A 19,998-nucleotide genomic window follows, 5' to 3' on the forward strand; every position below is an offset into this window, starting at 1 on the left:
CCCGCAACGCGGGCTCCCCGCCCGCCCGTGATCGGGGGGCGGTGGCGCGAGCCGCTGTCCTCAGGGGCACGATCCCGCGTGCCGCCGCTCTCAGGGGATGTAGTCCTGCGAGCCGCCGTTCTCAGGGGCGTAGCGCCGCGAGCTGCTGCTCGAACGGGATGACGGCGTCGGCCTGCTTGGTGGCGGCCGGCCGGCGCAGGATGAGATCCACCAGTTCCTCCGAGGCGCGGGCGATCCGGGCGGGAAGGCCGTCGGTGAGCGCGTCACCGCCCGTGCCCCAGTCCTCGGAGGCGGCGTAGACGGCGGTGGGCACGACGAGCGCGCGCAGGTAGACGAACAACGGGCGCAGCGCGTGTTCGAGAGCGAGCGAGTGCCGGGCCGTACCACCGGTCGCCGCGATGAGCACGGGCTTTCCGGCGAGCGCGGTGTTGTCGATCACGTCGAAGAACGACTTGAACAGGCCGCTGTAGGAGGCGGTGAAGATCGGCGTCACCGCGATGACACCGTCCGCCTCGGTCACCGCCTCAAGCGCCTCACGCAGCGCGGTGCTGGGGAAGCCGGTCACCAGGTTCTTGGCGATGTCGACGGCCAGGTCGCGCAGTTCGACCACGCGCACCTCGACCTCGCGCTCCCCGGCCAGGCGCTGCCTGGTCGCCTCCGTCAGGCGATCGGCCAGCAGACGGGTCGAGGAGGGCTGGCTGAGACCCGCCGAGACGACCACGAGATTGAGGGGACTCATCGAAGTCCTTCCGCGAAGGCCCCGGGCTCGCGGCCCGGGGCGGATGTCAACTGGTTGTTCTTGCTCAGGTGGAGGTCAGACGGAGGAGTCGGCGGAGACGGAGGGCTGCTCGCCCGCCTCGGCGTCGCGGCGGGCGACGAGAGCCCGGTGGGTGGGGCCGTCCGGCACCTGGCTCGGCCGGCCGGCGGCGAACTCCTTGCGCAGCACGGGCACGACCTCCTCGCCGAGGATGTCGAGTTGCTCCAGAACGGTCTTGAGGGGCAGTCCGGCGTGGTCCATCAGGAACAGCTGGCGCTGGTAGTCGCCGAAGGAGTCACGGAACGTCAGGGTCTTGTCGATGACCTCCTGCGGGCTGCCCACCGTGAGGGGGGTCTGCTCGGTGAAATCCTCCAGCGACGGGCCGTGGCCGTACACGGGCGCGTTGTCGAAGTAGGGGCGGAACTCGCGAACGGCGTCCTGGGAGTTCTTCCGCATGAACACCTGACCGCCGAGTCCGACGACGGCCTGCTCGGGGGTGCCGTGGCCGTAGTGGGCGAAGCGCTCCCGGTACAGCTCGATCAGGCGGATGTAGTGGTCCTTGGGCCAGAAGATGTTGTTGGCGAAGAAGCCGTCGCCGTAGTAGGCGGCCTGCTCGGCGATCTCCGGGCTGCGGATCGAGCCGTGCCAGACGAACGGCGGGACCCCGTCCAGCGGCCGGGGGGTTGAGGTGAAGCCCTGCAGAGGCGTGCGGAAGCGGCCCTGCCAGTCCACCACGTCCTCGCGCCACAGCCGGTGCAGCAGCGCGTAGTTCTCGATGGCCAGCGGGATGCCCTGGCGGATGTCCTGCCCGAACCACGGATACACCGGGCCGGTGTTGCCGCGGCCCATCATCAGGTCGACGCGTCCGTCGGCGAGGTGCTGCAGCATCGCGTAATCTTCGGCGATCTTGACCGGGTCGTTGGTGGTGATCAGCGTTGTGGACGTCGACAGGATCAGCCGCTCGGTCCGCGCGGCGATGTAGCCGAGCATGGTCGTCGGCGACGATGGCACGAAGGGCGGGTTGTGGTGCTCACCGGTCGCGAAGACGTCGAGGCCGACCTCTTCCGCCTTGAGCGCGATGGTCACCATCGCCTTGATCCGCTCGCGCTCACTCGGTGTCTTACCCGTGGTGGGGTCCGGAGTGACGTCGCCCACGGTGAAGATCCCGAACTGCATCGTGCTCACCATCTTCTATGTCGTTGAAGTTTCAATCACCCGTAGCGTTATGGCGAGTGTACTTATTCCTGCCGGCTCCCTGCCGATCACGGGTCGGGCCGGGGGCGCTCCTACGTCGTGAGCGAGGCGTGACCGGCGGCTCGGACTGTCGGTGGAGCGTCATAGGGTGGGGCGCTTCAAGGGTTTTCTTATAAAGGGGGCGGTTTTGGTGAGTGGTGAGCTGACACTGATGGCGGTTCACGCCCATCCCGATGACGAGGTGATCGGGACGGGCGGCATCTTCGCCAAATACGCGGACGAGGGCATCCGCACCGTTCTGGTCACCTGTACGAACGGTGAGCAGGGTGACGGTCCCGGCGGGGTGAAGCCGGGAGAGGCCGGTCACGACGAGGCGGCGGTGAGCGCGCTGCGCCTGGAGGAGCTCCGCGCCTCGGCGACCCAGCTCGGGATCTCGCACGTGGAGCCGCTCGGCTACCGCGACTCGGGCATGGTCGGCTGGGCCGGAAACGAGGCGGAGGACGCCTTCGCCAACGTTCCGGTGGAGACGGCCGCCGGTCGGCTGGCCGAGCTGATGGAGCGCTACCGCCCGCAGGTCGTCGTCACCTACGACGAGAACGGCAACTATGGTCACCCCGACCACATCCAGGCTCACCGGATCGCGGTGGCCGCGGCCGAGGCCACCGGCATTCCCCGCAAGCTCTACTACACCGCCGTGCCCCGTGAGCGGATGGCCGAGGTGTTCGCGTATCTCCGCTCGACCGGTGCCGCTCCCGAGGACCTGGAATTTCCCCCGGACTTCGGCACCCCGGAGGCGCTGATCACCTCCGTGGTGGACGTGGCTCCCTACGTGGAGCGCAAGGTCAAGGCGCTGGAGGCGCACGCCAGTCAGGGCGAGAACATCTTCTTCTTGCGGATGCCCGCCGAGGCCCAGCAGCGGGTGTTCGACACGGAGTCCTTCATCCGCCACGTCAACCACGTCCCCGCCGCCTCCGACCACGAGGACGACCTCTTCGACGGCCTCCGATAGGAAGGCTTTCGCAGACATGCGTACGCCCGATGTGCACCACGCCCTGGCTGGTGTACATCGGGCTGTGCATGGCGAAGACCTGACAAGTCCGTCGGATTCCGCGCATTACGGTGCGAAACCGATCCCAGGGTAAGTGACCGATCGCTACCTTGAGCGGACCGGTACGGTACGGGCCCTGATGTCCTGCATGCTGACCGGCCGGCACAGCCTGCTGCTCGGCCCGCCCGGCACCGCCAAGAGCGAGCTCGCCCGCGACCTCACCGGCCGCATGCCGAAGATCGCCCCCGATGACGAGATCGGCGACCGCAGCGGTTCGGCCCACGACTCGGAGGACTCCCGATAGCCGTCGGTGAGCGCGACGAGTTCCTTAAGGAGGATGAGTTCCTTAAGGAACTCGTCGCGCCGGTCCGCGCCAAGCTGGCCGCTGGCGGGCAGGTGATCGAAGCCCCCGGTTCGGGAGTGGACCGATTGGTGGCATCCGGGCAAGACGACGATTGGGCCTGAGCGGGTACATGAGCGTCGTGCCGCGATCGAGACGGCGTGCTTCGCACGGCACGCCGGTCCGCTGGCGGTGAACTGGTACAGCCATGCCGAGGTGGTGCGCGAGATCACCGAGCGGTACTTGGGTGGGGACTCCTCGGAGGAGATCGCCGGCAGCTTGAACCGGCGGGGTGTCCGGCCGGTCAGGGACGGGCGTCGTGACTCCGCTCGGCGTGGCTTTGGTTCGCTGCTTCCGCCATGGATGCTTACCGCCGGGTAGGTCGCCTGGTGATTTTCAGGGCAACGCCCCGGCTTCCCTTCTTCCGTTCTGGCGGTCGTCGCAACACCCCGGCTCGGGGAGTCGCAACGGACTTCGAGATCCGTAAGGTCCGATCACCACAGAAGCGAAAGAAGGGGAGGCCGGGCGGGGCTTTCATGCGGGCAGGGCTTATATGACAGCTCGTTCAACGTGGTAGTCGAGGCCGTAATGTGCCCCGTCGAGCGTGAAGCGGCACTGTTTCCAACCCTGCCCCGCCTCGTCCTGCCTGATCGTGTGAGTGCCGAAACGATCGTCCGGGTCAGGGCTGTCCTCCTCCAATAGCCATACGATGGCTACCGATTGGTTCAGGGCCTGGGTGCGAGTAGGGCCATTCTGCAGGAAGCGCGTCCATGCGGGGCCAGCCCTCATCGATCCCCGGTAAAGGGTAATGCCGTCGAATTTCAGCCAGCATTCATCGGTGCTCTCCTGTGCCTTGAGGCAGAAGAAGTTCCCGAAGTGCACCAAAAAGGTGACCTGCTGCGCCGCATGGAGTGTGGACTTCTGGGCGAACGCCGGAGCAGCATACGCCCCGGCCGCTGCGGCTCCGACGAGACCGGCTGTCACGCTGAGGGTTCTGGACAGGAAGGCCCGTCGGCCTGAAGTTTCGATGGCGGCGCGCCGGTACACATCTTCCGTCACCTGTGTGACATTCATATGCATTTCTCCTGCTATGGGTTTGTATGTGCGGAGTGCGACGCCGAGGAGGCTTCTTGCGTTAAGTGTTTGCTTGGGTGCGCATAGTAGTCAATCACTGGGCTGGCGTGTTGCAGCTGCTTACGCACTGGTATGCGGCTTCGGTGTCAGCCAATACGAAGAGCCCTCCGTCCGCTGCCGCTTCCGTTCCGGTGGTCGAGTGGCGGTGCCTGGGCCTTCCTAGCCGTAGGGGAACAATTGAATTCGCCAACGTTCCGGTGGAGACGGCCGCCGGTCGGCTGGCCGAGCTGATGAAGCGCTACCGCCCGCAGGTCGTCGTCACCTACGACGAGAACGGCAACTATGGTCACCCCGACCACATCCAGGCTCACCGGATCGCGGTGGCCGCGGCCGAGGCCACCGGCATTCCCAGGAGGTGTTCGCGTATCTCCGCTCGACCGGTGCCGCTCCCGAGGATCTGGAATTTCCCCCGGACTTCGGCACCCCGGAGGCGCTGATCACCTCTGTGGTGGACGTGGCTCCCCACATGGAGCGCAAGGTCAAGGCGCTGGAGGCGCTCGTGGGCAAGCCCTCTCCACGCCGGTGGAGGTGAGCCGACCTTCCGGGACGGGCTCCGGCTTCTACGTCGCTCTTCCCCACGCCCGTCGTGGAGGACGCGGGCGTCATCGTGCGGCCTGGCCGGCCGTCAGGAGGTTGACGGATTCGCGGTCAGTTTCCGGACGGTCTCCATGTCGTCGCAGTGGACGGCCCGCCTGCCGATGATCTGATACTTCTCGGAGCCCTTGCCTGCGATCAACACGATGTCATCGGGTTCGGCCACGCTCAGCGCCCGCCTGATCGCCGCCTGGCGGTCGAGGATCCGCTCGACGTCGGTGCCGGTCCGGGCCACCCCGGCAATGATCTGATCCGCGATGGCCCCGGGATCCTCGTCACGCGGGTTGTCGTTGGTGACCACCACCAGGCTGGAGTGTCGGCCGGCGATCTCGCCCATGGGCGCACGCTTGGTTCTGTCGCGGTCGCCGCCGGCGCCGAAGACCGTGATGACGCGGCGGCGGGCGAATCCGCCGATCGTCGTCAGGACCTTTTCCAGCGAGTCGGGGGAGTGGGCATAGTCCACGATCACCGACACGCCTTCGGAGGTCTGGAAGGTCTCGAACCGGCCGGGGATCGGCGGCAGCGACGCCAGCGCGTCAAGGACCACGTTCACGTCCTGACCCAGCAGGTGGCAGATCGCCACCGTGGCCAGCGCGTTGTGTACGGCGAACCTGCCCGGAACGGGCACCGCCGCCGGCGTCCGGCGGCCGTCGTGATGCAGGACGAACCTCGTACCGGAGGGCCTTGTCGCCAGATCGGTCGCCCGGAAATCCGCCGCGTCGTTGTCGATGCCGAACGTGGTGACCGCCCCAGGCATCAGGGCGGCGATGTCCACGCTGACCGGGTCGTCGGCGTTCGCCACCGCTCGGCGGCACATGCGGAACAATCGCAGTTTGGCGGCCTTGTACTGCTCCATGTCGCCGTGATCATCCAGATGGTCGGGCGTCAGGTTGGTGAACACCCCGACATCGATGTCGGTGCAGTCCACCCGGCGCAGCATCAGAGCCATCGAGGATGCCTCCATGATCACCGTGTTCGCCCCTCGGTCGCGCATACGACGCAGGATGTGCTGCAGATCCGCCGACTCCGGGGTGGTGGGAGTCGTCCTGTCCACCGCGATCGGTTCGTGGCCGACGCGGCAGCCCTCGGTACCGATGACCCCCGCCCTCGCGTTCGCCCCGGTGCGCAGCACCGCCTCCACCATGGAGGAGACCGAGGTCTTGCCGTTCGTACCGGTGACAGCCACGATGTCCATCTCGCGTGCGGGCTCACCGAAATACCTGGAGGCCACCACCGGAACCGCCGCGCGCGTGTCCGCCACCCGTACCACGCACACCTGCCGGGGCAGAGCGCCGGCGATCGGGTGATCGATCATTGCCGCCATGGCGCCCCGTTCGACGGCCTCGCGCACGAACCGATGTCCGTCCGTGCGCGAACCCCGCATGGCGACGTACATCGACCCAGAGGTCGTCCGCCGCGAGTCACAGACGACACCGGCCTTGACGTCAGCCGACTCCGGGTCGCCCTGCAGCACTTGATGGTCGTATCCGGTGAGGAGGTCACTCAGCTTCATCGGTCCCGCACTCTCTTTTTTGCGCCAGCCTGTCGCGCGGGAAAGGCCGAAGCCGGGTAACACGCCGATGACACACCCCCGGAGAGGAGCGGTTGTGTTCGGCCTCGACCGCTCGCTGTTCGGCCTGATGCGGGAACGCCTGCCGATGCCCGCCGGCCGTTCCCGCTGTCGCGGCCGTGGTGATGACCACGAGAACGGCGAGGGCGATGACGACCCAGCGGAAGTCAGCCGAGTAGATCGCGGTCTGGCCGATGCGTCCGGTCGCCGTTGTCCTGGGCGAGGCCGTTGTGAGGGAGGGGGCCCTTCGGCGAGCGGTCGTCGCTCGTCCAGGAGATGGCGGCGGGTCCGGTCGACGGTGCCGGGGTTGTCCGGCCTGGCCGATCCTTGTGGCCGGAGACCACGGCGGTCGGCCGCTGTTCCATCGGCCGGAGGTTCGCGGCGGGCTAAGGGATGATCTTTAGTCTGCGGAATTCCGCAAAAATGGCGAGGAACATCTGCTCGGTCTCGACGTATTCATGGAAACCGGCTCGCCGGGACTTCGACGTGTCGCCGAACATGTCATAGTCCAGCGCGAAGACGAAATCGCCGAAACCCCAGCACGACACTTCGTCGTAGGAATGCGCGAGACCGTATTTCGCGGCCATCTCCTTCCACAGCGATTCCTTGTCCGCCATCACGGTTTCGAGCGACATCGGCAGCGGCGGAGCGACTTCCATGTCGAAGAAGGCGGCGATCTTGGGCCACATCTCGTTCCACCGGAACAGATCGCCGTTGGCGATGTTGAACGCCTGCCGCGCGCCGCGTTCGTCGGTGGCCGCCCAGACGGTGGCCTTCGCGAGCAGGTTGGCGTCGGTCATCTCCAGCAGGCTGTCGTAGGCGCCGGGCTTCCCCGGAAAACGCAGCGGGAGTCCGAGCTCCTTCGAGATCGACGCGTACACCGCGATCACCAGCGCCAGGTTCATCGGGTTGCCGAGCGCGGCTCCACCCACCATCGACGGCCGGATGGCCGACCACGTCCAGGCTTTTCCCTGGTTGCGTCGTTCGAGGAATGACTGCTGGTCCACGTTGAACTCCGGCGGCATGTGTCCGGCGTCCGTCTCCCGGGCCGGAGTCTTGAACGGGCCGAGATGCGCGCCGTAGACCTTGTAGCCCTGCATGAGGCTGATGTGCCGCAGTCCGGGCGCGATCGGCTCGATCGCGTCCACGGTGTTGACCAGCATCGCGAGGTTGGGGGGTACGAGCTCGGCCCAGCTCGGCCGGTCCTGGAACGCGGCGTAGAAGATGTGAGTGACTTCGGTCAGCCCGCCCAGTTTCTCGCGGGCCTCATCGGGGTCGAGCAGGTCGACGGCGATATAACGGACACGGCCGGTGTCCTCGCCGCCGCGTCGTGAAATCCCGACGATTTCCCAGTCGCCGAGGGTGTGAAGATGGTCGATGATGTCGCGACCGACGACTCCGTTCGCCCCGACAACGAGGGCGACTTTTCGTTCCGTGTTCATGAGTCCTCCAAAATGGATGTGAATATGACGTCAGGCCGCGTCTCGGCGATTGGCATGAGGTCTGCTCGAAATGGTTTGCGATAAATCGACCATCTGGTGAATGGCCTGGGGAGGGCGGAGTTCGATCGGGCGTTCGCGATGGTGGGTGAGGGCGTGGCCGTTCACGGCTCATCGCGGACCCTCCTGGCCCGCGTGCGGTGAGGTCCGGATGGTGCGGAGGCGATCGTGTGGGTCGGAGGCGGCACGAACGCGGTGACGCCAACCGCGACCAACGCGGCCGGGGAGACGCTCCCGGTGATGCGATGCGCCGACTTGCACGTTCGTCTCATCGTCAATCATTTCTCGTGAGATTGTTTCGCCATGTCTACACCTCTCCAGATGTTCACGTCAAATAATCTCAACGCTGATAGTTTCCGTAGCGCAGGACTGTCGACGTCGCGGGTAGAATCCCGGCATGAGCGCCTTGCATGACCCCTCGGCACCCACCGGCCCCGCAAACGACTCGCAGCGTTCGCGCCGGGGGGAGTTCTTCGCTCAGCTCGCCGACCGCCGACCCGACATCGCCCTGTGCAAAGCGTCGCTGCTCGCCGTACGCACGGCTGAGGAGGCGGCGGCACTGCACGGGATCACGCTCGCCCAGCACATGATCCTTCAGATGCTCGACGCCGTCGGTCCCGCCTCGCAGCAGGCCCTCTCCGACGAGTTGCGCATCGATCGCAGCACGATGGTCCGATGCATCGACGCCCTGGAGAAGGGCGGCCACGTGCAGCGTCACCGTGACTCCGCCGACCGCCGCGCCTACTCCGTCCACCTCACCGAAAGCGGCCGCACGCTGCTGGCCGACGCGGATCAGGAAGTCCCGGGGGTCCTGAAGCAGACACTGGCCCCGCTCACCGACGGGGAGCGGGCCGACCTGACGCGGCTGCTGGCCAAGCTCGTCACCGGTACCGCCCCCGGCGCGTGACGGACACCGGCCCGCACCCCCCGTCCTCCGACGGCGCGTGACGGACACCGGCCCGCCCTCCCCGGTCCTTCGACGCCCGGCGCACCGGCGTCAAGCGGCCGATCTCGCCTGATCTATCCTGCGACTCATGCTGACCACTGATGTTGAGCTGGCCCGTACGGCGGCGCAGGCGGGAGCGGCCGTCGTGCGCGCCATGTTCGGCGCGTCGCCGGTGCGCGTGGAGAAATCCGGTGGTGACTTCGCCACGGCCGCCGACATGGAGGCGGAGCGGGCCATCCTCGATGTCATTCGCACCGCCCGGCCCGGTGATGCTGTGACCGGCGAGGAGATCGGGCGTACGGGCCCGGCGGGGGCCGAGCGCATGTGGCTGGTCGACCCTCTGTGCGGCACGCTGAACTACGCCGTGCGCAGCATGCTGGTGGCGGTGAACGTCGCCTTGCGGGTGGGCTCGGACATCACGGTGGCGGCCTCGGCCGACCCGTTCGCCGACGAGGTGTTCTGGACCGATGGCCTCCACGCCTGCGTCCGCCGCGGTGGCATGGACGAGCCGCTCAAGCCGTCGCCGGATTCGCGGCTGGTGGACGTCAACCTCGACCCGCCGTTTCCGAGCGCACCCGCCTTCCGCGCCGCCGCCCTGCTCGCCGATCCGGGGTTCGCCGAGCGGTTCCGCCCGCGCGTCGTCTCCACCACCCTGGCGGTGGCCTGGGTCGCCGCCGGCCGGCGGGCCGCCTACGTCACCGACGGCCGGCTTCATGACAGCGTGCACTTCGCCGCCGGGGTCGCGTTGTGCCGGGCCGCCGGATGCGTGGTGACCGGCCTCGACGGCCTGCCGCCGCACACCGGTGCGGGCGGGCTCGTCGTGGCGGCCGACCAGGAGACCCACGCGGCGCTGCTGGACCTCATCCGCCCATGCCGGTGACGGATACCGGCGGCCCACTGTGCACCGGCCCGGCCCACACGCCCCGCTCACGCATCGCACCGGTCATCGCCCGCCGCGGCACGTCGCACGGTTCCGGTCTCGGGGCGCACCGCCGGCGGTCGAGCAGGCGATCGCGCCGCGCTCAGTGTCCTCAACATTGCGCAAGTGTTTGACAAGGCGTGATTTGTGGATCTTCGGGTGGATATGGCGGGAACAAAGGAGCACAGGAGGAAGGGGCGGATTGTCATGACCGTTCAGAGTTCCGCCAAGCCCCTGGACGGGCGCGTAGCCGTCATCGTCGGCGCCTCCAGTGGCATCGGTGAGGCCGCTGCCGAGCATCTGGCGTGGCTGGGTGCCAAGGTGGCGGTGGTGGCACGGCGGGAGGGGCGCCTGGAGGATCTGGTCACTCGAATCGAGAAGAACGGCGGCAGCGCGATGGGGATCGCCGCCGACGTGACGCATGCGGATCGGCTGCGCGAGGTCGCTGACACGGTGGAGGAGGAGCTGGGCGGCGCGGATCTGCTGTTCAACAACGCGGGTGTCATGCTGCCGGCGCCGATCGAGGAGTTGCGCACCGATCAGTGGCAGCACCAGATCGACCTGAACATCACCGGGCTGATGAACGCCATCGGCGCGTTCGTCCCGCAGCTTGTCCGGACCGCGGCCGAGCGGGGAGTCGCCGATCTGGTCAACACCGCCTCGATCGCGGCCCACAACATCTTCCCGAACTTCGCCGTCTACTGCGGCACCAAGGCGTACGTCACGCAGCTGTCACGGAACTTGCGGACCGAACTGGGCGCCAAGCAGGTGCGGGTCTCCGCGATCTCGCCGGGCACAGTGGGCACCGAGTTGCAAAGCCACGTCACCGACGACGGCGCGCGAGAGTGGCTGGATTCCTCCAAGCAGACGATGGAGTGGCTCACGCCGCAGGACATCGCCCAGATCGTCGGCTTCATCGCGACCCTGCCGCCGCGGGCGAACCTGCAGGAGGTCATCGTCATGCCGACCGGCCAGCCCGCCTGACGGCCGCGCACGAGCCGTGCCGAGGGCGTCGGCGGACGGCGCGAGGGGAGTGCCGCCGCCGACCTGCCGGTCAGGTGAGGTGCGGGCTCATGGACGGGTGATGGCTTGCTCCAGCAGGCCATGAAGGAGGCGCTGCTGCTGGGGGGTGAGACCGGCCAGCGGTGAGTCGTGGACGAGGAGTTCGAGGAGCCGGTCGCGGAGGGCGTTGCCCTCACCCGTGAGGACGAGTTGCTTGGCACGTCGGTCGGTGGGGTGCGCGCGGCGCTCGATCAGGCCCTGTTTCTCGAGCTTGTCGACGATGAAGGTGGCGTTGGAGGGCTCGCAGCTCATGCGCTCGGCGAGATCGCGCATGGTCATCGGCCCGGTCATCTCCCGTAGCGCGGTCGCCTGTGCCGCGGTGAGGCCCATCATCTCGGCTGGGCCTGGCATCCCGCCCCGGGTGGTGACCAGCCCGCTTTCGCCCATGCCGACTACTTCGTGACCGAGCCGGAATGGGCCCGGCGCGACCTGCTGAAGGCGCACGGCATGGCCAAGGAGGTCGACGCGCTGGCGCCGCGCGTCCGTACGGTGACAGACGGGCAGGAGATCTTCCCCGGTGTGCGGGTCCGGATCACGGCCGGCCACACGCCCGGGCATGCCGAGTACGTCATCACATCGGGCGGGCGGCGGCTGATCGCCTTCGGCGACGCCCTGCACTCACCGATCCAGGTCGACCACCCCGAATGGTCCGCGGCCGTCGACCACGACCCTGTCCGGTCCGCCGACCACCGCCGCCGCCTCGTCGCCGAGCTGGAAGAAACCGACACGATCGGCTTCGGCGTCCACTTCGCCGACGTGGTGTTCGGACAGGTCCGCCGGGAGGGCACCGGCCCCGCCTGGCGCCCTCTTGACGCCCGACCATCCGAGGGCGAGCGATGACAACGATGATCGCGTACGGGCTTCCCGTGAAGTCGCGTACCCAAAGCGCGCGACCTTGGACGGATGGTCACGGTCACGGGCCGTGGAGATCGCTGCGAGTCTGAAGCGGGACGGCAGGCTGCCCGCAGGTCGGCGACCGAATGTAATTGATCAATCACTCTGGGTTATGAGATCGTGTTCGCGTTCTGATCAACCTCTCCTGGGAGACATCAATGCTGCTTGCCCGCCATCTGCTGACCGTCGCCGCTGTCGCCGCCGTGAGCGCGATCGCAACCCTGCCCGCCGCGGCATCCACGCCCGTTGCCGGCGCCGCCCTCGCTCCGGCCCCCGTGTGCCTGGACGCCACCAACGAGCGCGCCAACGGCACCGAGGTGCGCCTGTGGCAGTGCATGGACCACGCCAACCTGAGGTTCGTGGTCGACGGTGGCCAGATCAAGGTCAAGGACACCGTCGGCACCAATCGGCAGGTGTGCCTGGACGCCACCAACGAGCGCGCCAACGGCACCGAGGTGCGCCTGTGGCAGTGCATGGACCACGCCAACCAGAAGTTCGTGGTCGACGGTGGCCAGATCAAGGTCAAGGACACCGTCGGCACCAATCGGCAGGTGTGCCTGGACACCACCAACGAGCGCACCAACAACACCGGGATGCGCCTGTGGCAGTGCATGGACCACGCCAACCAGAAGTTCGTGGTCGACGGTGGCCAGATCAAGGTCAAGGACACCCTCTGATCACGCGGGGCTGCTGCACGCCCCGTTGAAACCGCTCCCGGCCGCACCCCGCAAAGGGGCGTCGGACGGGGGCGAGAAGTCCTCCGAAAAGGTCGGCTGAGGCCGTAACCCGAAAGCCCGCTCCGCAACGGACGCTGTTGGTAAATAGGGTGCGGGCGTGACGATGGCCTGTACGACCCCGTTGGGGTTGTGCAGGCCATCGTCGTGTTGAGGGGTGGGTTCGGTGTCGTTGCGTGGGGTGGATCTGGGGGAGATCCCGGAGGAGACCGCTCGGCTGGCGCGTGCGGTGTTCCCGAAGGGCTGCCTGGTGATGCGAGTGCGGGATGCGCTCGGGCCGGTGTTCTCGGATGCTGATTTCGAGGAGCTGTTCCCGGCCCGAGGGCGGCCGGTGGTGTCTCCGGCCCGGCTGGCGCTGGTGTCGGTGTTGCAGTTCGCGGAGGGGCTGACCGACCGGCAGGCCGCGCACGCGGTCCGCTCGCGTCTGGACTGGAAGTATGCCCTTTCGCTGGAGTTGGCCGACACCGGATTCGACTTCTCGGTGCTCAGTGAGTTCCGCGCCCGACTGGTCGACGGCGAAGCCGGTCAGATGGTGTTCGACGCGGTACTCCGGGCGGCCGGTGAGGCAGGGCTGGTCAAGGCGGGCGGGCGGCAGCGCACGGATGCCACCCACGTGCTGGCCGCAACAAGAGACCTGAACCGGCTGGAGTTCGTGGTCGAGACCCTGCGGGCGGCCCTGAACCAGGTGGCGGAGGAGGCCGGAGCCTGGCTGGTGACGGTGTCGCCGCCGGAGTGGTTCGACCGCTACTCGGCCAGGCCGGAGGACAGCCGCTTCGCGTCCCGGTGGGCGGCCCGCGTCGAACACGCCGACCAGTGCGGCACCGACGGCATGACGCTGCTGAAGGCCGTCTGGTCGGCCACGTCATCGCCCACATTGCGAAAGCTACCCGCGGTGGAGTTCCTGCGGCAGACCTGGGTACAGCAGTTCCAGCACGTCGAGGGCACCGTGCGTTGGCGTGGGACGAAGGACCTCCCGCTGGGCCTGATCCGCTTGCGGACCCCCTACGAGCCCGAAGCCCGCACGGGGTCGAAACGGGACCTGGGCTGGTCCGGTTACAAAGTCCACCTCAGCGAGACCTGCGAGCCCGACGCCCCGCATCTGATCACTCACGTTCGCACCACGCCGGCGCCCATCAACGACGTCCTGGTCCTGGAGGACATTCACACCGCCCTGGCCGAACGGGGCCTGCTGCCGGACGAGCACCTGGTGGACGCCGGATACATCGACGCCGAACAGATCCACCACGCCCGCCGCGATCACGGCATCGAGCAGGACACCGACCACTGGCGCCGTCGCTACGGACACCGAGCCGGCGTTGAGGGCACCATCTCACAGGGCGTCCAGGCGTTCGGCCTGCGCAGATCCCGCTACCGCAGCCTCGCCAAGACCTGGTTGCAGCATCACTTCACCGGCGCTGCCGTCAACCTCGCCCGCATTGATGCCTGGCTCACCGGCAGACCACTCGCCAAGACCCGCATCTCGCCCTTCGCAGCGCTCCGCCCCGCTGGATGAGATCCAGCGGGGCGGAATTAACCAACAGCGTCCGCAACGGAGCGGGCTTTCGGGTTACGGCCTGTCATGTCGGGTCGATCCGGGGAAACCCGCCGCGAGCAATCACGACGGGTTTCCCCGGTCCGGCCCGACCCGCCCGAGTCGCGTGCGTGAGGGATCATGAAGAGGTGTGGCAGCGGCAGGCCGTCGGCCGGCCCGGGCGCGATCCGCCGGCGGTCCTGCCAGGTGAGCCCGCCTCCGGCCATCATGGTCTCCTCGGTGACCCCTCGCGGTGGTCCCTGGCCCCCGCCGTAGCGTTCACTTCTCATCAAGTGCAATGATCGATACATTCTTCGTTGCTTTATCGTCAAGACGGTTGCAACACTTTTATGGCATCTACCTGCGCATATTTAAATATCATGCAACGTGTGTGTTGTGTAAATCTGGAAAGCAACGTAGCGTTTGCGATGTCAGAAACAACATGGCACAGCGCAAGGAGCACCCCATGCAGACCTTCACCACCCCCGCCCCGATCTCCGCCGTCCTGGACATCCCCGCCGGACGCCTCCAGTTCATCGCCGCCGACCGGGCCGACACCATCGTCGAGGTCCGGCCCACCAACCCCGCCAAGAGCCGCGACGTCAAGGCCGCCGAACAGACCACGGTCGTCTACACCGACGGCGTCCTGCGGATCGAGACCGCGACGAAGAACCAGTACTTCGGCCCCTCCGGATCCATCGAGGTCACCGTCAAACTGCCCACCGGCTCCCACATCAAGGCCACCACCGCCGGCTCCGAACTGCGCGGCGTCGGCCGCCTCGGCGACGTCACCTTCGACGGCGCCTACCGCCAGATCAAAATCGACGAGGCCGCCGCCCTCCGCCTCACCGCGGTCGACGGCGACGTCGAGGTCGGCCGGTTGGGCGGCCCCGCGGACATCAGCACCGCACGGGGCGACATCCGCATCACCGAGGCCATGGGCGGCACGGTGGTGCTGCGCACCCAGTCCGGTGACATCTCGGTCGGCGCCGCCGCCGGGGTCTCGGCCGCCCTGGACGCCGGCACCTCCTACGGCCGGATCACCAACGCCCTGAAGAACGACGGCACCGCCGTCCTGGACATCCGCGCCACCACCTCCAGCGGCGACATCACCGCCCGCAGCCTCTGAAGAAGCAGAACCGGCACTCTCAGGGCGTGCCGACGTCGCGGGTGGTCCCGTCGGCGATGGCCCGGAGTTTGTCTGGGTTGGCGACGTTGTGAATGGTGGTGATGCGACCATCGGCGTCGAAATCGAAAGTGACAGTGGCGATCACGCGGTCCAGGCCGCTGAACACCATGCCCGGACCGCCGTTGATCTCGACCAGTTCGGCGTTCATGTCGGCAGGCTCGACACCCTGGTAGGTGACCTTGCCGATGGCGGAGAACCAGGCGGCCACGGTTTGCGCGCCCACGATCGGACGCAGTGCCTGGCGGACCTTGCCGCCGCCGTCGGTCCACAGCGTGACGTCCGGGGACAGCAGTTGCATGAGGGTGTTGAGGTCACCGCCGGTCGCGGCGGCGAGGAACCTCTCGGTGACGTCGCGCTGCCGCGACCGGTCCGCGGTGAAACGCGGCCGCCGGGCGCGCACGTGCTCACGAGCACGGTGCGCGGCCTGGCGCACCGCGGCCTCGGAACGCTCCACCGCCTCCGCGATCTCGGCATGGCTGAAGCCGAAGACCTCCTTCAGCACGAACACCGCGCGCTCAAGCGGGCTGAGGGTCTCCAGCACCACCAGCATCGCCATCGACACCGACTCGGTGCTCGTGATGTCGTCGGCGGTGTCGTTGCCGGTGAGGATGGGTTCGGGAAGCCACGGCCCCACGTAGGTCTCACGCTGACGCTGGGTGGAGCGCAGCCGTTGCAGCGCCAGATTCGACACGATCCGCGCCAGATAGGCCTTGGGGTCGGCCACCTGCGAACGGTCGGCTGCCGACCATTTGATCCAGGCGTCCTGGACCGCGTCCTCGGCGTCGGCCACGGTGCCGAGGACGCGGTAGGCCACCGAGAACAGCAGGTTGCGATGCTGGTCGTACACCTGCTGGTCGCGCTCAGGGGACGGGTGGGTCACCGCACACCCCGGACGCGGGTGAAGCGGCCGCCATGGGGCCAGAACGCGCCTGAGGCCGGCATCTTCTTCATACGGCCGTAGGTCGGCCAGGGGGAGGCGGTCACCGTCTCCTTATACCGTGCCGCCATGCGACCGGTCAGATACACCCGTCGGGGACTGTCGTCGGGGTGGGTGAACTGAACGACCGCGTCATGCCGTCCCAGGCTCACCGGCGTGTGGTAGTAGCCGAAGCGGAACGGCTTGGGCCGCTTGCCGTTCAGCGTGCGGAGGATCGACACCGCCGCGTGCACCCCGGTCGGCATGCCGCCCTGGCAGGTGCCGTGCATGACGCCGTAGCCCTGGCGGATGGCGGCCGCGTCACCCACGGCGTACACGTCGGGGTGCGACACCGATCGCAGCGTGGCGTCGGTGACGACGCGGCCACGCTCGTCGACGGTCAGACCGGCGGCGGACGCCAGCGGCGACACCTGCGTACCGCTCGTCCACAGGACGACATCGGCGGCGATGCTCCGCCCGTCCGCGAGCTCGACCGAGTCGGGCAGCACCTTCACCACCTCGATCCCGCTGCGCACCTGGACGCCAAGGCGTGCGAGCGTGGCCTGCAGATAGGCCTTCGGTTTGGGGCTCATGGCCGCGCCGGGCTCCTGCCAGCCCAGCAGCACGACGTTCAGCTCCGGGTACCGCTCGGCGATCTCCGCGGCCGACTCGACTCCCGTCAGCCCGCTTCCGCCGACCACCACCGTGCCGCGCCCGAGCCGAGCCAGCCGGTCGGCCAGCAACCCGGCGTCCTGGGCGCCGTCGAGGGTGTAGGCGTGGTCCTCCACGCCCGGTACCGCCGCCGTGTCGGTCACGCTGCCCAGGCCGTAGACCAGCGTGTCGTAGTGCAGGACCCGGTTGTCGTCGATCCGCACGGTCTTCGCGGTCACATCCACCGCCGTCACCCAGCCGCGCACGAACCGCGCACCCGTGCCCTCCAGCAGGTCCGGAATGTTCATCCCGGCGACCTGCTGCCCGGTCGCCGACATGTGCAGCCGCAACCGCTCGGTGAACCGCTCCTGCGGGTTCACCAGGGTCACCCGCACATCCTCGCGCCGCCTGACGCGGGCCGCGAGCTGGATCGCCGCGGCCATGCCGGCGTACCCCGCCCCCAGAATCAGAACGTGGTGGGTGGCCGCCGTGCCGGTTTCGCTGTGTGTGATCATCGTTGTGCCTTTCATCTCATGCGGACGACCACGAGATGCAAGCTGCTCACCGGTCCGTGACATGGGGCCGGTGTGATGTGCGTCACAAGGGAGCGATGGCGGTTGAGACGGAGCCCCGGCAGACGGGACGGATCACGCGAACGACCCCTGCGGTGAGGGATCAAAACCCGGAGCGGAACATCACCGGTGACGTTGGTACGGGCGAGGAGGCAGGGAGCGCCCTCTTCCTCCCGACGTCACTCCCAGGTGTTCCAGCAGCAGTCCCTCCCGGGTGGACCAGGGGCAGATTTCCGCGCGGGTGGCCCCGCAGGCTTCCATGAGGGCTTCGGCCACCAGCGCTCCGGCCAGGGACTGCTCGGCTCGGTGGTCACTGATGCCCGGCAGGTCACCGCGGTCGGCCGTGTCGGTGCCGGCCAGCAGGGCGAGCGATGCCCGGAGGCCGGGCAGGACCAGATGCCGGCGGGTGCGCGCAGGTTTGCCGCGGACGGCGACGGCGAGCCGGGCGAGCTGCGTGAAGGTCTTGGAGCAGGCCAGCACGTGCTCGCCCCGCTGGACCCGTGGCAGGCCGGGCAGGTCGCTCAGAACACGACGCAGGTGCTGTCGCACCTCCTGCAGGTGCCTCTTGGAGGAGCAGACGCCGTCGGGCAACCACTCACGAGTGATCCTTCTGGCGCCGAGCGGCAGCGAGTGCACGATGTGAGGCTGGTCGCCGGTGCCAAAGGCGATCTCCACTGTGCCGCCGCCGACGTCCAGGACCAGCAGCGGACCGGTCGCGTGCTTCGCCCAGCGACGGGCGGCCACGTACGCCAGTCGCGCTTCCTCCTGGCCTGACATCACCTGCAGGTGGGTGCCGGTGGCGCGGGCGACCCGGGCGATGACCTCATCGCGGTTGGGCGCGTCCCGGATGACGGAGGTGGCGAACGCGAACACCTCCTGCCGCGAGTCCTCCCTCGCGCCCATCGCCTCGGACACCGCCCCCTGCACGCTGCGCACTCCGCGTTCGCTCACCCGTCCGTCCGAGGTGAGCATCCGGTGCAGCGCCAGCCGCACCTTGCGGGACATCACCGTCTCCAGCCCCGAATTCACCCGCGAGGGCCGGACCACCATGAGCAGAGCACTGTGGCACCCGACGTCCAACACTCCCGCCTGCCGCATTCGCACCGCCTTTCTGTCCGATACACCTGTGGACGCCCCGCTCACGTCACTTCTCCGCCACGAGCGGCTTCACCCGGCCGGGCGGCGTCCGCGGAGACGACTTCAACGGCGGCGACCCGATCGACCAGGTAGAGCACGGGCCCTCTTCGATCAAGATCTCACAGTGAGGCCCTGATCGGCGGTGAATCCGCTCCGGCGTCGGCGAGTCGCTCCCACCTGCCCAGGAGGCCGGCGACCAAAGCGCGGCGCCGCGCCGACACGCCGCACCCCGGAGACTACAAGCCGGTGCGCTGCCACAGCGTGCCTGTGTACTGCCCGATGTCCAACCCTTTCCCCGCGGCCCATCCGTCGTCGTGACAGGTCGCCAGATGCCGGTCGGCCGCGTCGCCGATCAGCGACACCACCGTGCCGGTCTCGCCCCTGGCCCGCATGCGCTCGACCAACTCCAGCGCCGCCCACAACGCGGTGCCCGACGAGGCGCCAACCGGCAGTCCGGTGACCTCGCGGATGTGCCGGGCCGCCGCCACACCGGCCGCGTCGGGCACGGGGACGATCAGATCCACGAGGTCGGGCTGGAAGCCGGGCTCGACGCGTGGCCGTCCGATGCCCTCGATCCGTGACGGCATCCCGGTGCCGTAGTCGGGCGCGTCGAGGGTCCATCCCGGGAAATAGGCCGAATTCTCGGGATCCGCCACTGCGACGCGGCAGCTTTCACCGTGGGACCGGATCCACTGGCCGAGGGTGGCCGAGGTCGCTCCGGTGCTCGCACCCGTCACCACCCAGTCCGGCCGCACCTGCCCGAACAACTCCTCCGCCAGGTCGTGCGGCGCGGCCCGGCCGAACTGGTCCAGGAAGTGCCCGTCGATCTCCCGTGCGGCGTTGTAGATCGCCGGCGGCGGCGTCACGAACCGGCACTCCCCGCCCAGTTCCTCCACCGGCCGCGCCCGCGCCTGGCTGCGCTCGCCCGGCATGACCACGATGTACGGCAGCCCGAGCCGCCGCGCGAACCAGGCCTGTGCCACGGCCGCGTTGCCACCGGTCGCCTCCACCACGGTCGCGCCCTCGGCGATCGACCCGTCGAGCACGGCCTGGCGGAACAGCGCCCTGGCGTGCCGGTGCCGCAGGCTCCCGGTCGGCTGCGCGGACTCATCCTTCAGCAGCAGCCTGACGCCGGGGGCCGATACCGGGAGGCCGATCAGCGGGGTGGGCTCGCCCACCGCCAGCACGTCGAGCGCTCGCGTGTTCCAGTTCACCGCTCCACCCTATTAAAACGATCAAGGCCGGTGACATTCACCGTGAAAGCCCGAGGCCGGTGGCCGTGTGCGGCCACGTCCGGTTCGAGTGGCTCGC

At 68.3% G+C, this 19,998-nt stretch carries 22 protein-coding genes and 1 pseudogene; 12 read left to right on the top strand and 11 right to left on the bottom strand.

Translation table 11 applies throughout. From position 1 onward, the window contains the following. Positions 1-121 precede the first annotated feature (121 nt). Both J2853_RS06545 and J2853_RS06550 read right to left on the bottom strand, forming a co-directional pair. Positions 122-739 carry an FMN reductase gene (locus J2853_RS06545; RefSeq protein WP_307555991.1) on the bottom strand — a complete coding sequence of 206 codons (618 nt, stop codon included), beginning with the start codon at positions 737-739 and terminating at the stop codon, positions 122-124. Between the two features lie 75 nt (positions 740-814). Further along, positions 815-1,933, bottom strand: a complete 1,119-nt coding sequence (locus J2853_RS06550; protein ID WP_307555993.1) for an LLM class flavin-dependent oxidoreductase — start codon at positions 1,931-1,933, stop codon at positions 815-817. 208 nt (positions 1,934-2,141) lie between these two features. On the opposite strand from J2853_RS06550, the gene J2853_RS06555 reads away from it, so the two are divergent. The 3 genes and pseudogenes from J2853_RS06555 (at position 2,142) to J2853_RS47770 (ending at position 3,720) form a co-directional block, all read left to right on the top strand. After that, on the top strand, positions 2,142-2,960 hold the full coding sequence (locus J2853_RS06555; protein ID WP_307555995.1) for a PIG-L family deacetylase: 819 nt from the start codon (positions 2,142-2,144) through the stop codon (positions 2,958-2,960). Positions 2,961-3,093: 133 nt separating this feature from the next. Continuing rightward, positions 3,094-3,246 (top strand): annotated as a pseudogene (locus J2853_RS06560) (hypothetical protein); the annotation flags it as partial. 312 nt (positions 3,247-3,558) lie between these two features. Further along, complete coding sequence (locus J2853_RS47770) at positions 3,559-3,720, top strand: hypothetical protein (RefSeq protein WP_370879516.1); 162 nt, start codon at positions 3,559-3,561, stop codon at positions 3,718-3,720. Between the two features lie 168 nt (positions 3,721-3,888). On the opposite strand, the gene J2853_RS06565 is transcribed toward J2853_RS47770, so the two are convergent. Further along, a complete protein-coding gene (locus J2853_RS06565) occupies positions 3,889-4,413 on the bottom strand; it encodes a hypothetical protein (RefSeq protein ID WP_307555999.1) in 525 nt (174 codons plus the stop codon). Positions 4,414-4,703: 290 nt separating this feature from the next. On the opposite strand from J2853_RS06565, the gene J2853_RS47775 reads away from it, so the two are divergent. Together J2853_RS47775 and J2853_RS06575 are read left to right on the top strand one after the other, a co-directional pair. Beyond that, positions 4,704-4,910: a PIG-L family deacetylase gene (locus tag J2853_RS47775; RefSeq protein WP_370879517.1), complete on the top strand. Its 207-nt coding sequence runs from the start codon at positions 4,704-4,706 to the stop codon at positions 4,908-4,910. Next, positions 4,829-5,005 carry a hypothetical protein gene (locus tag J2853_RS06575; protein WP_307569044.1) on the top strand — a complete coding sequence of 59 codons (177 nt, stop codon included), beginning with the start codon at positions 4,829-4,831 and terminating at the stop codon, positions 5,003-5,005. The genes J2853_RS47775 and J2853_RS06575 overlap by 82 nt, the downstream gene beginning before the upstream one ends. Positions 5,006-5,098: 93 nt before the next feature. Here the strand turns inward: J2853_RS06575 and J2853_RS06580 are convergent, their stop codons facing one another. From J2853_RS06580 to J2853_RS06590, 3 genes are all read right to left on the bottom strand, one after another. Next, positions 5,099-6,580: a UDP-N-acetylmuramoyl-L-alanyl-D-glutamate--2,6-diaminopimelate ligase gene (locus tag J2853_RS06580; protein WP_307556001.1), complete on the bottom strand. Its 1,482-nt coding sequence runs from the start codon at positions 6,578-6,580 to the stop codon at positions 5,099-5,101. A 224-nt stretch (positions 6,581-6,804) separates the two neighbouring features. Beyond that, positions 6,805-7,002 (bottom strand): hypothetical protein, encoded by a 198-nt coding sequence (locus J2853_RS06585; RefSeq protein WP_307556002.1) that lies wholly within the window; start codon positions 7,000-7,002, stop codon positions 6,805-6,807. 21 nt (positions 7,003-7,023) lie between these two features. After that, positions 7,024-8,079, bottom strand: coding sequence for an SDR family oxidoreductase (locus tag J2853_RS06590; protein WP_307556005.1), 1,056 nt, complete (start codon positions 8,077-8,079; stop codon positions 7,024-7,026). Between the two features lie 454 nt (positions 8,080-8,533). On the opposite strand from J2853_RS06590, the gene J2853_RS06595 reads away from it, so the two are divergent. From J2853_RS06595 to J2853_RS06605, 3 genes are all read left to right on the top strand, one after another. After that, the gene (locus tag J2853_RS06595) at positions 8,534-9,043 is read left to right on the top strand and encodes a MarR family winged helix-turn-helix transcriptional regulator (RefSeq protein WP_307556007.1); all 510 of its coding nucleotides are present in this window, start codon (positions 8,534-8,536) and stop codon (positions 9,041-9,043) included. A gap of 127 nt (positions 9,044-9,170) precedes the next feature. Then, complete coding sequence (locus tag J2853_RS06600) at positions 9,171-9,962, top strand: inositol monophosphatase family protein (protein WP_307556009.1); 792 nt, start codon at positions 9,171-9,173, stop codon at positions 9,960-9,962. Between the two features lie 246 nt (positions 9,963-10,208). Continuing rightward, on the top strand, positions 10,209-10,985 hold the full coding sequence (locus J2853_RS06605; protein ID WP_307556011.1) for an SDR family oxidoreductase: 777 nt from the start codon (positions 10,209-10,211) through the stop codon (positions 10,983-10,985). 87 nt (positions 10,986-11,072) lie between these two features. Here the strand turns inward: J2853_RS06605 and J2853_RS06610 are convergent, their stop codons facing one another. After that, positions 11,073-11,450: a MarR family winged helix-turn-helix transcriptional regulator gene (locus tag J2853_RS06610; RefSeq protein ID WP_307556012.1), complete on the bottom strand. Its 378-nt coding sequence runs from the start codon at positions 11,448-11,450 to the stop codon at positions 11,073-11,075. Between the two features lie 12 nt (positions 11,451-11,462). Between J2853_RS06610 and J2853_RS06615 the strand changes: the two genes are divergently transcribed. The 4 genes from J2853_RS06615 (at position 11,463) to J2853_RS06630 (ending at position 15,351) form a co-directional block, all read left to right on the top strand. Continuing rightward, complete coding sequence (locus tag J2853_RS06615; protein WP_307556014.1) at positions 11,463-11,903, top strand: MBL fold metallo-hydrolase; 441 nt, start codon at positions 11,463-11,465, stop codon at positions 11,901-11,903. Between the two features lie 212 nt (positions 11,904-12,115). Continuing rightward, a complete protein-coding gene (locus J2853_RS06620) occupies positions 12,116-12,634 on the top strand; it encodes a ricin-type beta-trefoil lectin domain protein (RefSeq protein WP_307556017.1) in 519 nt (172 codons plus the stop codon). Between the two features lie 223 nt (positions 12,635-12,857). Further along, positions 12,858-14,204 carry a transposase gene (locus J2853_RS06625; protein WP_307556019.1) on the top strand — a complete coding sequence of 449 codons (1,347 nt, stop codon included), beginning with the start codon at positions 12,858-12,860 and terminating at the stop codon, positions 14,202-14,204. Positions 14,205-14,688: 484 nt separating this feature from the next. After that, the gene (locus J2853_RS06630; RefSeq protein ID WP_307556021.1) at positions 14,689-15,351 is read left to right on the top strand and encodes a DUF4097 family beta strand repeat-containing protein; all 663 of its coding nucleotides are present in this window, start codon (positions 14,689-14,691) and stop codon (positions 15,349-15,351) included. Between the two features lie 19 nt (positions 15,352-15,370). On the opposite strand, the gene J2853_RS06635 is transcribed toward J2853_RS06630, so the two are convergent. From J2853_RS06635 to J2853_RS06650, 4 genes are all read right to left on the bottom strand, one after another. Continuing rightward, positions 15,371-16,291 (bottom strand): RNA polymerase sigma-70 factor, encoded by a 921-nt coding sequence (locus tag J2853_RS06635; protein WP_307556023.1) that lies wholly within the window; start codon positions 16,289-16,291, stop codon positions 15,371-15,373. Then, a complete protein-coding gene (locus J2853_RS06640) occupies positions 16,288-17,493 on the bottom strand; it encodes an NAD(P)/FAD-dependent oxidoreductase (protein WP_307556026.1) in 1,206 nt (401 codons plus the stop codon). Before J2853_RS06640 ends, J2853_RS06635 begins: the two co-directional genes overlap by 4 nt. Before the next feature lie 180 nt (positions 17,494-17,673). Further along, a complete protein-coding gene (locus J2853_RS06645) occupies positions 17,674-18,648 on the bottom strand; it encodes a Ppx/GppA phosphatase family protein (RefSeq protein WP_307556027.1) in 975 nt (324 codons plus the stop codon). A 275-nt stretch (positions 18,649-18,923) separates the two neighbouring features. Then, positions 18,924-19,901 carry a PLP-dependent cysteine synthase family protein gene (locus J2853_RS06650; protein WP_307556029.1) on the bottom strand — a complete coding sequence of 326 codons (978 nt, stop codon included), beginning with the start codon at positions 19,899-19,901 and terminating at the stop codon, positions 18,924-18,926. Positions 19,902-19,998 lie beyond the last annotated feature (97 nt).

Source organism: Streptosporangium lutulentum (genome assembly GCF_030811455.1).
Classification (GTDB): Bacteria; Actinomycetota; Actinomycetes; order Streptosporangiales; family Streptosporangiaceae; genus Streptosporangium; species Streptosporangium lutulentum.

Excerpts from the sequence above, each read along its gene's own strand:
- J2853_RS06595 (WP_307556007.1), top strand. The coding sequence starts at position 8,534 with ATGAGCGCCTTGCATGACCCCTCGGCACCCACCGGCCCCGCAAACGAC.
- J2853_RS06565 (WP_307555999.1), bottom strand. The coding sequence starts at position 4,413 with ATGAATGTCACACAGGTGACGGAAGATGTGTACCGGCGCGCCGCCATC.
- J2853_RS06605 (WP_307556011.1), top strand. The coding sequence starts at position 10,209 with ATGACCGTTCAGAGTTCCGCCAAGCCCCTGGACGGGCGCGTAGCCGTC.
- J2853_RS06545 (WP_307555991.1), bottom strand. The coding sequence starts at position 739 with ATGAGTCCCCTCAATCTCGTGGTCGTCTCGGCGGGTCTCAGCCAGCCC.
- J2853_RS06600 (WP_307556009.1), top strand. The coding sequence starts at position 9,171 with ATGCTGACCACTGATGTTGAGCTGGCCCGTACGGCGGCGCAGGCGGGA.
- J2853_RS06580 (WP_307556001.1), bottom strand. The coding sequence starts at position 6,580 with ATGAAGCTGAGTGACCTCCTCACCGGATACGACCATCAAGTGCTGCAG.
- J2853_RS06640 (WP_307556026.1), bottom strand. The coding sequence starts at position 17,493 with ATGATCACACACAGCGAAACCGGCACGGCGGCCACCCACCACGTTCTG.
- J2853_RS06630 (WP_307556021.1), top strand. The coding sequence starts at position 14,689 with ATGCAGACCTTCACCACCCCCGCCCCGATCTCCGCCGTCCTGGACATC.
- J2853_RS47775 (WP_370879517.1), top strand. The coding sequence starts at position 4,704 with ATGAAGCGCTACCGCCCGCAGGTCGTCGTCACCTACGACGAGAACGGC.
- J2853_RS06610 (WP_307556012.1), bottom strand. The coding sequence starts at position 11,450 with ATGGGCGAAAGCGGGCTGGTCACCACCCGGGGCGGGATGCCAGGCCCA.
- J2853_RS06585 (WP_307556002.1), bottom strand. The coding sequence starts at position 7,002 with ATGGAACAGCGGCCGACCGCCGTGGTCTCCGGCCACAAGGATCGGCCA.
- J2853_RS06645 (WP_307556027.1), bottom strand. The coding sequence starts at position 18,648 with ATGCGGCAGGCGGGAGTGTTGGACGTCGGGTGCCACAGTGCTCTGCTC.
- J2853_RS06550 (WP_307555993.1), bottom strand. The coding sequence starts at position 1,933 with ATGCAGTTCGGGATCTTCACCGTGGGCGACGTCACTCCGGACCCCACC.
- J2853_RS06620 (WP_307556017.1), top strand. The coding sequence starts at position 12,116 with ATGCTGCTTGCCCGCCATCTGCTGACCGTCGCCGCTGTCGCCGCCGTG.
- J2853_RS06590 (WP_307556005.1), bottom strand. The coding sequence starts at position 8,079 with ATGAACACGGAACGAAAAGTCGCCCTCGTTGTCGGGGCGAACGGAGTC.